Raw genomic sequence first — 13,619 nt, forward strand, 5'->3', positions numbered from 1 at the left:
GTGCCATTCAGCTCTGCCCCCTTCAGGCGTTCAGGCGCTGACGGTCCTAAAGAAGCTCTGACCCCTTCAGACGCAGGCTCTGACCCCTTCAGGCGGGCCGGCTCGCCAGCGGTTGGGCTGGCCGCTGGCGAGCTGCCGGCTGGAAACTCCGGACAGGCTCTGACCCCTTCAGACGCTGCCAGCCTAAAGAAGCTCTGACCCCAAAGGAACCGGCTCCAGCGGACGGTGTTACCAACGGCTGACCCGACGCAGCTCCGGACGAGCAAACTTTGGACAGGCTCTGCCCCCTTCAGACGGTCCTAAAGAAGCTCTGACTCCTGCGGGCACTGCCTCCTTGAGCACTAATTCTTCCGCTCGCAGTGCTAGCATTCCCTGCCGCCTAATACTGGCAGTGCTCAACGCCTAAAGCCCGTGCCATTCAGCTCTGCCCCCTTCAGGCGTTCAGGCGCTGACGGTCCTAAAGAAGCTCTGACCCCTTCAGGCGGGCCGGCTCGCCAGCGGTTGGGCTGGCCGCTGGCGAGCTGCCGGCTGGAAACTCCGGACAGGCTCTGACCCCTTTGGAGCTCCTAGGGAATGGCCGAGGAGCTCTGACCCCTTGGAGCTCTGGACCCCTTTGGAGCTCTGACCCCTTTGGAGAAGGGGGGCGGTGAGGGGTTCCGGGGCGAGAGTCAACGGTTGGGGACCGGAGGGGGGGGCTGGAGATAAATCGGCTTGGCCGGACTGACCTCAGCCGACGGCTCGGGGAGCGGAGACAGGTGTCGCGCCCAGCCGGCGTCCCCAGCGGTGAACAGATCGGCCGTCGACTGTGTCGGATCCTCCGTGCAGCCCAGCGCATGGTACAGCAGCGAGGCAGGGGTCCGCGTCTCAAACGACCGCTTGGCGGCTCGGTCGATGATCATGTGCAGTGCATGCCGCGGCCGCGTGACCGCCACATACAACAGGCACAGCGCTTCGGTCACCAATCCAGCGGCATGCTGGCCAAACGCTTCCCGCCACTCCGCCGGAAGCATCTGCCACTGCGTTTGCGAAAGGTATCGGAGCATCGCCCGCGGAGGTTCCGTAGGCCCGTCGGTCCGAGCAATGCACTTCCGCGTTTGACGCACCAGCGTGCCGCCAAGCTCCGGCAGGACAACCGTATCGAACTCGAGCCCCTTGGCTTGGTGAATCGTCATCACGCGGACCTGAGCCGGACGCGGGCGCTCGACCCGCTTCTGCTGGACCAACTCCACAAAGCTGCTGATCCGCGGTTGCCGGTTCAGCTCATACGCATGAGCCAATCCAAGCAACTGCCGAAGCCGCGTCGCATCGGATTCGCTGCAGATCGGAATCAAGGAACGCGAGAGCCAAATCAAAGTCGCCGCTAAGCCCTCGTACTCCAGACGCTCGCGGACCCGCGTCGCCGCCGCGTCCACCCGATCGGCAACTCGATCGTCCCGCCTGCGAGGACCGATCGCTGGCAGCTCGAGCAGCGCCGAGAGGGGCGAGTGCGAGACGTGATAGGCCCACCGGCGGTCACCCGGGTGCTCGGCCATCCGAAGCGCCGAAAGAACCACCTCGACCGCGCCCGAATCGGTCAACGGATTGCCCCCCTCCTGCGACACGTCGACGCCCAGCTCCCGAAGCAGATAAATCAGATATGCGACCGAACGATTGGTGCGAGTCAGGATCCCGATCGTCCGGCCCGGTGCTTCGCCGGCCAAGCGAGCGACTTCATCGGCCACGTACCGCAATCGTGCGACCTCCCGTCGTGCACTCGCTCCGGCACCCTCGGCGTCGACCTCCGGTCCCGTGTGCAGCCGAACAAAACCGGGCAGCGTCGTTTTCGCGCTCGCATGCCTGGGGAACTGAGCGGCGAACTGCTGCAAGGCAGCCGCCTCATAGTCCTCGCGAGATTGCAGTACCGGCTGCGAATCCGAGAACTTGGGATGCCGCCCGAGATGCTGAAAGACATTGGTCACGAACTGCGTGATCACCGGACTGCTGCGGAAGCTGAGATCCTGAGTCGCCTGTTCCACGCCCGGTATCTGCTCGGCTACGGCGTCGAAGATCGCGGCTCGGCCACCCCGCCAGCCATAGATCGCTTGCTTCGTGTCGCCTACGCAAAAGAAGGTCGTGCGAGGCGGATCGGTCGCGGCTCGCAGCGCCAGCGGGCGAAGCACCGACCACTGGGCCGGGGCCGTGTCCTGAAACTCGTCCAACAACACATGGTGGATCGATCCGTCCATCCGCGAATCGAGCGTGTCGATCGCGACCGAGTCGATCCACCGGGCGAGCCGGAATGCCACGTCGTCAAATCCCATCGCCCGCGACTGATGCTTGATCGCGTCAACGTGCTCGGCATAACTCCGCAGCACCTCTCCGGTCGCTTCGGTCTGCAGTCGCAACAAGCCGAGCACTTCCGTCTTGGCACCCGCGAAGGCCGTTTCCAGTGCGGCCACCACGTCGTCGCCCAGCGGTTTGCGATAGTAGGTCAAGCCGTCATCGCCCGACGAACGACCCGCCACGTCACCGATCAGCTTGTGACCGACAATGCCGGGCCAATGACGGCTCTCCAAATCCATCCCTAGCTTCCGCAGCTGGGCGTCGGCGCTCTTGTGCCCAACCAATGCCGATCCCAACACGCCCGCGGCCCGCGTCAGTTCGGCCGACTCGGGAGCCGAGGGGACCTGCAACGATTCCCATGCCGACGGCGGACACCACCGCGACTCGGAAAATGCATCCAGCACAATCCCCTGCAGCTCGCGGTCGACCGAACGGGCTGTGTCCCCTTTGCCGAGCATCGAAAGCAGCGTCGAGAGAATTTCACCGTCGATATCCGCCAACATCGTGTCGATCGCCCGGCGTCGCATCCACGCTTCCTCGATCTCGTCAGTCAGCCGCCACCCCGGGGGCAACCGCAACTCGAACGCAAACGATCGCGCCAACTGCGAAAACAAACTGTCGAGCGTGCAGACCCGCAGCCGGTGGATGTCGCGCATCAAGCGGTGCAGCAGCCGCTGGCAGTCCGCGGCCGAGAGCCCGGCGATCTCGACCTGCCCGCGGAGAGCTTCCAGTGCCTCGGGCTCCTCGGCAGCCCGCGCCAACGTGACCAGCACGCGGTCGAGGATCTCACCGGCCGCTTTGCGGGTGAACGTCGTGGCCAATACCGATTCCACGTCGGCACCGCCAAGCAGTACGGTCAGCAACCGTCCGGTCAAGCGATAGGTCTTGCCGGTACCGGCCGAGGCGCGAACCAGGAGCGGGGGAAGCGTCAGGCCATCCACGGCAACCTCACTCATGTATCGCTGGAAGTCAGATCGTCGGCCAGCAGATTCTGAGCCACGCCGGTCTGCAGAATCGCCGCGTAATCGTCGTACAACACCTCACCCACCTGGGGATCGAGTCCAAACGCTCCCTCGAGCACACCCCGCGCGACTTCCCTCGCCCGCGCCATTGCCGACGAAAGCAACTCGGGCGTGAACTCAGCGAGATGGATCCCGGTCTCGTCCGCCTTCTCGGCAATGTTGAAGTAACCAACGTCGACGTGCTCGGCCGGAGCGTCGATCCGGAGCGCCGAGAGCATCTGCAGGTACAGCGGCAGTTGGAGGTCGAGCCAGCTCTCGGTGCGGCGGTCGTAATGTTTGGCCATCGGCGCGTGGCCGTGCGTCTTGTAATCGAGGATCGCCCAGCGACCGCTGGTGGGATGGTGGTCGATCCGATCAACGCGACCCTTCAGAGCAAGCCGGCGGCCGTCCTCCAGCTCAATGCACGCTCCGTCGCTGGCCACCACCGCAGCCTCGGCGGCGAAGATCTCCCAGCCCGCCGCACGACGCTCGGCCTGTCGCTCGGCGACCACCCGCAATCGCTTCTCGGCCTGAGCAATCTGCAGCCGAACCGCCGCCGACGGAGCGCTCCCGAACTGCTTCTCCGCGTAGGCATGCAGATGCTCCATCAGGGCGTCGGTAATTGCATCCACCTCGCGAGCCGCTCGAGCATCGCACTCGCCAAAACCCTCCACCGCAGCGTGCACCAAGTCCCCAAACTGATTCGCCGCGAGCTCAAAAGCCGCGTCGTCGAGCGGCCGCAGGCCGACGACATGCCGCAGGTAAAAACGAAACGGACACGCCATGTAGTCGCGAAAAGCGGTCACGCTGATCGCCTCGAGCGACCTCCCCGGTTCGGCCTTCGGCAACGGCAGCTCGGTCGCGCCCGCCTCGCGATGCCAGGAGGTGCGAACCCGCGAAGGGTTCGGCGGATGCTCCAGCAATTTCCGCACGCGACGCACCACCACCGGCGGCGGCGAAGCGGCCAACAACCGGCTCGGTGGCGTCGGCGAACCATCCGGACCATTGCGGCCAACGATCAGCGCTTTCGCCGGTCGCGTGCTGAGGATGACTTGCAGCACATAGGCGTCGCGGGCGAACCGCCGCTCGTTGTCGGCCACTCGCAGCTTCGCCCGCAACGTCCCCGGCAAAAACGGGTCGGACGTCACCGCCTGCGGCACAAACGGCGTGTTGAGCCCGATCACGACCACCGCGGCGGCGTCGTCGAGCGGCAGATCGAGCCAACCCGATATCTCGATCCGGTCCGCCGGCGGGTCGCTCAGCAGACGCGGGTCGGCGAGCCGTTGCAGAAGCATCTCGATCGCCGCCGATCCGCTCACTTCCACGTCCAAGTGGGAAGCCAAGTCGGCAAAATGCTCCAGGATCTCGTCAATCTGCTCCAGCGCCCGAGCCACCGCACCGAGCGGTCCCTCGCGCTCCTCGAGCGCGTCTCCCTCGCCAGTATTCTCCTCGCCAGTATTCTCCGCGGGCACGACTCCGCGGCGGGCGTACAAATCGCCGAGTACCTGACGCGTGCGTTCGCACCAGGCGGCCAGCGGTTGCCGCGGTGCCATCAGGGGTGCCAACCACTCCGAAATTCGCGAAGCAGCCTCGTGGAGGTTGGCGTAGGTCTCGCCCGCGAGTGCCGCGGCCGGAAGCGGATGATTCATCCGCACCGGAAAATGGTTCGCCCGCAGAGCGTCCAACTCGGTCAGCAGATCGCTGCTGCGAGCCGTCCCCGAAAACACGCTCAGCACATCCGCGTGTCGCACGAGTGCCGCGAACGCCTGCCAGCTGTGGGAAGCGAGAAAGTCGCCGATCAGACGCAGCAGCCGGCCGGGAGCGGTCCGTGTCAGCGGAGTTCCGGCAACCCGATACGGCGTTAGCCCGCAGAGCGTCAGCTCCGTTTCCACGAGCGGAGCAAACGCGTCGTCGGTGATTCCAATCGTGATTTGATCGGGACTGAAGCGATCCCCCCAGTCGGCCAGCACCCCAGCAGCGGCCGAGCACTGCTGGTCGGCATCGCCGGCGGCAATCAAGTGGCGATCGACCACCTCAAGATGCTTGTCCGTCCAGAATGCCGGCTCGACCCGTCCGCAGCGGTCGAAGCCGGTCGCCTCGCTCTCGGGGACTCCGAGGAAAATCTCGACCGACTCCCCCACCGCATCGAGCATCTGGCAGATTCGCTGGCCAAAATCGACGCACGCGATCATCACGATCCGCTGCTCGGCGCGACACCGGCGTTGCTCGAGCGCTTGGCGGCGGGCTTCGTGGGGGTCGGAGAGTTCGGCCGCGTCGAGCAACCCCAAGTAGCGTTGATGCAGGCTGTCGATCAGCCGCCACCGCTGCCGCTCCGATTCAGTCTCCACATGCTCGATCACATCCAACGGCCCCAGCGCCTCGGCAGCCAAGTCTTCGTGCAACCGCCGCAGCGTCCCCGCCATCTCCACCCAAGGAGCAATCGGTTCACGCTCGGGAACCACCGGCATCAACGGCTGCAGTTCCGCGTCGGCCGTGGAGGTCAACGCTCGCGTCCAGGCCAAGGTTTGCTGCAGCTCCGATGCGATCGGGCGAGGGTTCTCATACAGCCACTCCGGCAGCGCGCCAATCGTCACTGCTCGTGGCGGCACGAGCGGCAAGTCGTGCTCCTCGGCATGCCGCTCGAGAAGTGTCAGCAGCCGACGGGCAGCCCGACCCACCGGCAGCACGACCATCACCCCTCCCAAATCCCAGACATCGGCAGCCGCGTACCGCTCGAACAACTCCTCGACGGCCGAATGCAGGATCGGCCGCTCCCAGCCGAGATAGGTTCGCCGCAGCACCGATGGGCTGGCTGCTGGGCGGCTGGCTGCTCGGCGATCGTCGTCCGTCGGGCCCAAGTCGCTGGCTCCCAGAAGGCGTGCAGGGAAAAAACGCGTGCAGGGAAAATAGAGGCGTGCAGGCGGAAGAGAGACCGCAATAGCCAATCGTAGAGCCCAGCGGAGGCAATGGGTAGCGGGGGTACAGTAGGGGCTCGCGCGGCCGGCCGTGGGTCGCTAGCGGGGGGGTGCCGCGGAGGTTCGGTTTGGGACCGCTTGGCCGGATCGGCCGAATCTGACGGTTGTGCTGAATTTACCGCAGCGGCGCGGCCGATAGTCAGGAGGGACTCAGATATGGCGGACCGAAGCGTGCGCGGGAGGCACCACGCCGATGATTCTATGGATAATCAAGCAGTTGCTGTCGTTGCGTCAGGCCGTCCTCGGCCGCGCTCGTCCGAGCGAGTTGGCGTGGGGGCTGGCGATCGGAGTGGGAATCGGCTTGATCCCCAAAGGGAATCTCGTTTCCGTGCTGCTGATCAGCTCGCTGGTGACGCTTCGTGTGAACCACGGAGTCGCCGCCCTCGCCGCCGTCGCATGCAGCTTCCTGGCCGCGCGATTCGATCCGTGGACGCATGAGCTGGGGGTGATGGTGCTCGGCGCCGAGCAGGTGCGGCCGTTCATGGAGCGGATCTGGAACTGGCCGCTCATGCCCTGGACCGACTTGAACAACACGGTCGTGATGGGCAGCACGGTTCTCGCCGGAGCTTCGCTGCTGCCGACCTACGCGATCTCGCTGCCGTTGTTCCAGTGGCTTGCGACCCGCACCGCGACGCGCGAGGTCCGCTTCGAGCCAGTCCCGCTGCCGAGCGCCGGTTCCGAAACGAAACCCGCACCCACCGCAAGCCCTTCACCCGACCGCGGTTTGCGGCCCAGCTTAAGTTCCGACACAACCGACCGAGAAGCGGTCCTCGCAAAGCTGATCGACGCCCAACCGGCTGGCGGGAACTCAGAGCAAGCCGCAGAGGAAGAGTGGGCCGACCCACTGGCCGACGGACTTGAGGCTGGCGAAGCTCAGCGGACCGAAGCTCAGCGGACCGAAGCTCAGCGGACCGAAGCTCAGCGGATTGAGACGCCGCATATCGAGACGCAAATCGACGTGATTCGGCTCAGGCCGGCGTTGGACGAAAACGTTGCATCGACGGGCGGCGGTGAGCCCGTCTCGGGCGGACAAATGAACGAGGCACTCGGCTATTTGCTGCGTCGTTTGCGAGACTCGCGGCAGGGGAAAGCGGCATGATTCGTTGGCGTTATGTGATCGTTCGGTTGCTGGTCGTGGGGGCGGTCCTCGCCGCACTTCGCTGGAGCGCCGGCCCGGTTTTGCAGTGGTGCGCGGTGCGAGGGCTGCAGAGTGCCACGGGGGCAAAGGTCGAGATCGCGAGCACCGAGGTCGGACTGTTTCCGCCGCGGCTGCAGTTCAGCGGCGTGCAGGTGGCCGATCCCCGCAAGGAGATGCGGAACGCGTTCGCCGCTGACCGCGTCGAGTTGATGATCGACGGCGCGGCGCTGCTGCAGCGTCGCTACGAGGTGCTCGGTGGGCGGATCAGTGGGATTGAGATCGGCGGCGGGCGAAGCGAAAGCGGTCGTCTCGACGTCGTTCCGGCACCGCCGATTGAGGGGAGCGAACCGTCGCTGCTCAGCCAGTGGTGCGGCGAGTTGGCGGGCGACGCTGAAGAGCGGGCCAAAGCATTTGGCGACGGGCTGCAGACGGTCCAAGAAGCCAAGCGGATCCGCGACCGCTGGGAAGCCGAGTACGCGGACCTTCGCGCTCGGGCCGACCAGTTGGAAGAGGAGATCCGGGCGCTGAAAGGGGCCGCCCGCGGAATCGACAATCCGCTCCGCGACCTGCCAAAAATGCAGGACGCGCTCCGCCGCGCCGAGGAGGTTCGCAAGCAGTTGCTCGCCGTCCACCAGCGGCTCGACGCGTTGCCGACGGAGATCCGCAGCGACCTCCATTCCCTGGAGGCGGCCAAGCGGGCTGACCGCGAGCGGATCGCATCGTATCTGCCTGCCGATTTTAGCGGCTCGCCAGCGGAGCTCGGTCCGGAACTGCTCGGCACGATCGTCCGCGACCAACTGGCTCAGGTCCGGGACTACCTCGATTCGGGACGCAGCATTGCCGGCGCGACGATCGCAGGGCCCACAATCGAGCGGAGCCGCGGCGAGACGATCCAGCTCGGTGGGCCGCCCCGTCCGACGTGGTTGATCCAGCAGTGCGGCGTGGACGGCCGACTGACCGTCAATGGCGATGCCTTCACCTTGTCGGGCGTGCTCGAAAACCTGACGCCCCAAACCGAGGTGATGGACGGGCCGCTGCGGGCTCGGCTCCGCCTCGAAGGCCCGCGGGTGGTCCGGATCGATTACCGCCGCTACTACGACCAGGCCGTGCCGCGGGACCATCTGCGGATCCACTGGCCGAGCCTCGACCTCCCCTCGCAGCGACTCGGCAACCGGGACGCCTCCTTGGTCGTCGATGGTGGGCGGCTGGAGCTGTGGGTCGATCTGCAGTCGGTGGGCAATCGCATCGAAGGACGCCTGGTCTCCAAGCAGACGGGGACCAAGCTCGATCTGGCGACTAACGAAAAACTGCAGGACACCGTCATCATCCGCTCGCTCAAAGAGAGCCTCGCGAAGATCGATCACGTCGATGTCGACGCTACGTTCGCCGGTACCTGGCGAAGCATCGACCTGGAGGTGCAGACAAACCTCACGTCGGGACTCTCGCGAGGCGTCCAGTTGGCAGTCGAAGCCCAGCTCGAGGCGACCCGGGCCAAGCTGGTCGCTCAGGTCGAGCGGGTTCACCAACAGCAGATGCAAGCGCTGCAAGAGTGGGTCAACGAACAGCAGATCGACGCCCGAACCTTGCTGGCCGAAACCCAAGCCTCGATCGATGCAGCCAGCCAAAAACTGGTCGGCGAGCTAGGAGCCCCCGAAGCCTACCTCGGTCGCCTCCGCGGCGGACTCGATAAAGCGCTGAAGTAAGGCTGCGTTCGCCTCAAAATCAGCGAAGCGGTACCTCGTACTCGTGCACGTACTCAGCGAAGCGGTACTCGTACTCAGCGAAGCGGTACTCGTACTCGTACTCGAATCGAGCGCGGCGTGGGACTCAAACGCAGCCTCGCCCTGGGATGGTGAAAAGCCCGGAAGAAAAGGGCGCCAGAAGTAGAAACGGCGAGTCAAAACATCATCCTCCCGCCCCGCGGGAGGGTCGGGCTCTTAGGCCCGGGGAGGGCAATGAGTTTCGGCACGAACTCCCGATGAAGCCGTTAGAAAAGAAGCCAATTCGTTGAGGAAAAAGGGTCACACCCACTCATCGCGCGAGCGTCTACCGGCCCCTCCCCGCTCGTTCCTCGCGACCCTCCCGGGGGGAGGGTGATGTCTTGGGCGGAACAGCTTCAACTCATTTACGAGAAAATTTTCACCATCCCAGCCTCGCCCCATTGGCTCGATCACGAGTACCGCTGCGCTGAGTACGAGTACCGCTGCGCTGAGTACGAGTACCGCTGCGCTGAGTACGAGTAGGGGAGGGAGAGTTACTTCGCTGGCAGTTTGGCGAGCCGGAGGTCGTCGACGCGGGAGGTGTCCGCCAGCAGGGCTTGGAGTTTGGCGGCAGCGGACGGTTCACCGCGAACTTCCTCACCCGGAGCGCTGCCCCAGATGAACCGCGTTCCGTCGGTGCGGATGATTGCGTAGACCCAGCTTTCGTTGAACGCTCGGTTGGGGTTGGTCAGCGTGATGGCCGCCAGGTTGCAAATCTCGCGGTGTTTTTCGAGCAACTCCGCCAGCGCCGCCGCGGCGATCACGCGTTGATCGCCAAACGGGCTGCCGATCCCGCCGGTCGGATAGGTTCCGGGGACTTCGATGTGCAGGAGCGAGGTGGTGTCGAAACCGACAAAGTCCTCGGGCGGCAGAAGAATCCCTCGGCCATCGACGACAAACACGGCGGGTCCTTTGACCTCCGCATGCTGGCTGATCACGCGGACCATCGCCATCGGCTGCCGATAGCGGAGATGGATGTCGACGCCATCGGAGCGTTTTTCGACCCGCACGACCTGTTGCACCCAGGGGTGGGTCTGGTAGGCCTGGGCGATCGTCGCCGTCGCTTGGCGATGGAGGAGCGACGTCTTTTCGAGCTGATGGGTCTCGAAGACAGCGGCGGTGATGTCCGACTGGACGAATGGCGGCGGGGGGGTAATCGACACCGCTTCGCGTTCGAGCCGGTAATACTGGCGGCCGATCCGCTCGGCGCCCCAGTGATGCCAGGCTACATAGCTGCCGACGAGCAGCGCCGCGGGCCAGATCAGCGAGAGCACAGCCGGGGCGCGAAGCACGCGCGCGGTCCAGGGGACCGGCGGCGGTTCAGGGGGCATCGGCGGATGCAGCTTCGGCACTTTCTTGTTCGCGCCCACGGTCGACGACTTCCTTGCGTCCGGCGAGTTTCTGAGCCGTTCTCCGGCGGGAACCTTACCAAATCTTCAGATTTAGCTGCAAGTCGACTGCCAGCTGCCGCGAAACCTGCTCGCGAACCGACTCGATCAGCTCGAGCACTTCGTCGCTCGTCGCCCCGCTGTGGGCGACCAAGTAGGCGGCGTGATGGGAATCGAGGCTGACGTTTCCACGGCGGGTTCCTTTGAGCCCGACCTGTTCGATCAGGTTCGCCGCATCGGCGCCATCGGGATCGACGAACGGGAGCGAGATGCGGGGCTGGTCGGCCGGCCGCGCCGCCCGCCGGACGATCCACAACTTTTGCAGTCGCCGGGTCAGTTCTGTCGCGTCGGCCGGTTCGAGTTCAAAATGGACGGTCAGCACGATCCGACCACCGAGGTCGCTTTTGCGGTGGCCGAATTGGATGTGGCTCCTCTCGAGCGTTTCGACCGTACCGTCGCTATTGACGCACTCGACCGCCGCGACCACCGAACCGATTTCCGCTCCGCCGGCGCTGGCGTTGCCCACGACCGCTCCACCGACCGAACCGGGGATTCCGGTCAGCCGTTCGAGGCCGCCGAGCCCTGCCCCGATCGCCCGCGTGATGGCGTGGGCGAGTTTCGCGCCGCTGCCGGCGATCAGGCGATTGCCCTGAACGTCCAGGGAAGACAGCGAAGCCGCGGCGGTATTGATCACCAAGCCATCGAAACCCGCTTCGCGCACTAGCACGTTGGAACCCTCGCCCAGCATCCGGACCGGGATTCCACTTTCGGCGGCGGCTTTGACCAGCCGGCAAAGCTCCTCGCGATCGGTCGGCTCGGCAAAGTACCGCGCCGGGCCTCCGATTCCGAGCCAAGTGTAGGGAGCCAGCGGCTCGTCGTTGCGGATCAGGTGGTCGAGGTCGGCGGGCAGAGGCATCGCGAGCGTGGGATTCGAGGGCGATTCGTGCAGGACGAACAAGCAAATGCCGCGGGGCTCTTGGGGAGCGGCCCGGGCGGTCTCCGCCCTCGCTGACCGAGGGCGATCTGTCCAGATGATAGCGATCGAGGCGCAAAACGAAACGCGTCTGGTTCGAGCGCTGCGGATGGCGAGCGCGAACCAGACGCGTGACGATGGAAAGCGACCGCGAGAACACCGCGGTCGTCGATGGGTTTACGAGCTACGGCGACCGAGCGTCAATGCCTTGCGGATCAGCGTGCGGACGCGGCCTTCGGTTTGGAAACCGGTCAACTGGAGCCGCTTCCAGCCGCTGTCGGTCTGCGAGAAAACAATGATCTGCGGAATCATCGGGCCCCGCATCAGCTGTCCTGCCAACTCGGGCTCTTGGTCGCGATCGACCACCGTCAACGTCACGTCGCTCAACTGCCCGCTGCTCTTCAACTGCGAGAGCGTCGAAGCCTTCAACGTCTGGCAGGCCGGGCAGCCTTCGCCGCTGACGACGACCATCAAGGGCTTGCCGCTCTGCTGGGCGGTTCGATAGGCGTCGGAGTACTTTTGCGTTGGGGAATGCTCAGAGACGACCGTTGCGAGAACTGCGGTCAGAAGCATCGACAACATCAGTAGGCCTTTGTTACGGGTGGGCGATACCACAGCGGCCGCCGACAACGCGCCGACGTAGGAAGCAACACACAGGACGCGATGGTATCTTCCAACGGTTCCGCGAGTCCCTTCGCCCCGATCCTGCCAAAGGCCCAGATAAGTCAAACAAGAAGTAGGTGGCAGCGATCGCGAAGAATATGCGGGTTGGATGGAGCGGAGTATAGGAACCGAGTTTTCGTCGGCAACCGCTGCTGGGAATTTGCCCGGGAGAAACCGGGGGAGGCCACCCGCAAGGGAGGGTGTTGCCGAGGCCGGGTTACGGCTCGAGCCGAGCGCTGTAACATACGGTTTTCAAAATAGTTAAGGCCCCCGCGAGAAATGCTAGAAATGGCCTGGCGGAGGGGCTCTCGGGGGAGCCAAAAAAGTTGGGCTCTCCCCCTCCCCTCGCTGCGAATCTTCTCTTCAGAAGCACTTGTATGAAGCTCCGGATCGCGTTACTCGGACTCGGCGAAGCATGGCCACAACGGCACCGCCCGTCGCTGCGAATGCTGCACGATCGCTTTGAGGTCCGAGCGGTGTTCAACGATGTTCCGCTGCTGGCTGAACAGGCGGCGCGGGAGTTCGGCGCGGTCCAGTGCGACGGTTTCCGATCCATGGTGACCCGGGCCGACATCGACGCGGTGCTGATGCTCGAGAATTCCTGGCAAGGCTGGCTCCCAGTGCTCGCCGCCTGCGACGCCGGGAAAGCGATCTACTGGGCCGCGGATCTCGATTTTGACTCCGCCATCGAGAGCGAGCTGACCCACCGCGTCGAGCGTGCCGGCGTCGCCTTCATGGCCGAATTCCCCCGCCGTTTCGCCCCCGCCACGTTGCGGCTGAAGGAGCTGATCGCCACCCGGCTCGGCCATCCCCAACTGCTGTTCTGCCATCGCCGCCTCCCACGCCAGGAGAAACGGCAGAGAAACGGCGCCCAGCACCCCGCTCGGCGGACCGATGCGGAACTGATCGAGTTGATCGACTGGTGCCGCTACGTCGTCGGCCGCGAACCGGTCTCGGTCAGCTCGATCCGCCACGGCCAGGCAGCCCATCCCGATTACTGGGCGATCACGCTCGAATTCGCCCCGGCCAGCGAGGGAGGAGACCCGGTCGTCGCCCAGATCAGTTGTGGCCGCTACATCCCGGCCGAATGGCACGAGGCGATCAGTTTTCGTCCCCCCTCGGCGATGCAAATCCGCTGCGACTCGGGCGTCGCATTCGTCGATCTGCCCACGACGCTCGTCTGGTTCGATGAAGCGGGAAGGCACCTCGAGTCGCTCGACACCGAACTGCCGGTCGGCGAGCAACTGCTCACCCAGTTTCACCGCGCCGTCACCAGCTTGGTCCGCAAGATGGGCGACCTCGAAGACGCCTGCCGATCGCTGCAGATCCTCCGCACGGCCCGCTTGGCCGCCGATGAAGGGCGGAAAATCAAGCTACCAGCCGCCGGGCGCTAAGCTCT

8 protein-coding genes are annotated in these 13,619 nt (G+C 65.1%); 3 read left to right on the plus strand and 5 right to left on the minus strand.

Translation table 11 applies throughout. The features are described from left to right. Positions 1-668: 668 nt before the first annotated feature. The gene (locus tag GNK13_RS20995) at positions 669-3,278 is read right to left on the minus strand and encodes a UvrD-helicase domain-containing protein (protein WP_203545391.1); all 2,610 of its coding nucleotides are present in this window, start codon (positions 3,276-3,278) and stop codon (positions 669-671) included. After that, positions 3,275-6,181, minus strand: coding sequence for a PD-(D/E)XK nuclease family protein (locus GNK13_RS21000; RefSeq protein ID WP_164104598.1), 2,907 nt, complete (start codon positions 6,179-6,181; stop codon positions 3,275-3,277). Before GNK13_RS21000 ends, GNK13_RS20995 begins: the two co-directional genes overlap by 4 nt. Before the next feature lie 310 nt (positions 6,182-6,491). On the opposite strand from GNK13_RS21000, the gene GNK13_RS21005 reads away from it, so the two are divergent. Further along, positions 6,492-7,397: a TIGR03546 family protein gene (locus GNK13_RS21005; RefSeq protein WP_164104599.1), complete on the plus strand. Its 906-nt coding sequence runs from the start codon at positions 6,492-6,494 to the stop codon at positions 7,395-7,397. Then, on the plus strand, positions 7,394-9,139 hold the full coding sequence (locus tag GNK13_RS21010; RefSeq protein ID WP_164104600.1) for a TIGR03545 family protein: 1,746 nt from the start codon (positions 7,394-7,396) through the stop codon (positions 9,137-9,139). Before GNK13_RS21005 ends, GNK13_RS21010 begins: the two co-directional genes overlap by 4 nt. 551 nt (positions 9,140-9,690) lie before the next feature. Here GNK13_RS21010 and GNK13_RS21015 read toward each other — a convergent pair. The 3 genes from GNK13_RS21015 to GNK13_RS21025 all read right to left on the minus strand — a co-directional run bounded on the left by GNK13_RS21015 (position 9,691) and on the right by GNK13_RS21025 (position 12,139). After that, positions 9,691-10,566 (minus strand): hypothetical protein, encoded by an 876-nt coding sequence (locus GNK13_RS21015; protein WP_164104601.1) that lies wholly within the window; start codon positions 10,564-10,566, stop codon positions 9,691-9,693. A gap of 55 nt (positions 10,567-10,621) precedes the next feature. Then, the gene (murB, locus tag GNK13_RS21020; RefSeq protein ID WP_164104602.1) at positions 10,622-11,500 is read right to left on the minus strand and encodes a UDP-N-acetylmuramate dehydrogenase; all 879 of its coding nucleotides are present in this window, start codon (positions 11,498-11,500) and stop codon (positions 10,622-10,624) included. 234 nt (positions 11,501-11,734) lie between these two features. Further along, positions 11,735-12,139: a thioredoxin family protein gene (locus GNK13_RS21025; RefSeq protein WP_235935385.1), complete on the minus strand. Its 405-nt coding sequence runs from the start codon at positions 12,137-12,139 to the stop codon at positions 11,735-11,737. 458 nt (positions 12,140-12,597) lie between these two features. Here GNK13_RS21025 and GNK13_RS21030 point away from each other — a divergent pair, with 458 nt between their 5' ends. Beyond that, positions 12,598-13,614 (plus strand): Gfo/Idh/MocA family protein, encoded by a 1,017-nt coding sequence (locus GNK13_RS21030; RefSeq protein WP_164104603.1) that lies wholly within the window; start codon positions 12,598-12,600, stop codon positions 13,612-13,614. Positions 13,615-13,619 lie beyond the last annotated feature (5 nt).

It is taken from the genome of Candidatus Laterigemmans baculatus (genome assembly GCF_010367455.1).
GTDB classification, from domain to species: Bacteria; Planctomycetota; Planctomycetia; order Pirellulales; family Pirellulaceae; genus Laterigemmans; species Laterigemmans baculatus.

Coding starts and splice junctions, on each gene's coding strand:
- GNK13_RS20995 (WP_203545391.1), bottom strand. CDS start 3,278: ATGAGTGAGGTTGCCGTGGATGGCCTGACGCTTCCCCCGCTCCTGGTT.
- GNK13_RS21005 (WP_164104599.1), top strand. CDS start 6,492: ATGATTCTATGGATAATCAAGCAGTTGCTGTCGTTGCGTCAGGCCGTC.
- GNK13_RS21010 (WP_164104600.1), top strand. CDS start 7,394: ATGATTCGTTGGCGTTATGTGATCGTTCGGTTGCTGGTCGTGGGGGCG.
- murB (WP_164104602.1), bottom strand. CDS start 11,500: ATGCCTCTGCCCGCCGACCTCGACCACCTGATCCGCAACGACGAGCCG.
- GNK13_RS21025 (WP_235935385.1), bottom strand. CDS start 12,139: ATGTTGTCGATGCTTCTGACCGCAGTTCTCGCAACGGTCGTCTCTGAG.
- GNK13_RS21030 (WP_164104603.1), top strand. CDS start 12,598: ATGAAGCTCCGGATCGCGTTACTCGGACTCGGCGAAGCATGGCCACAA.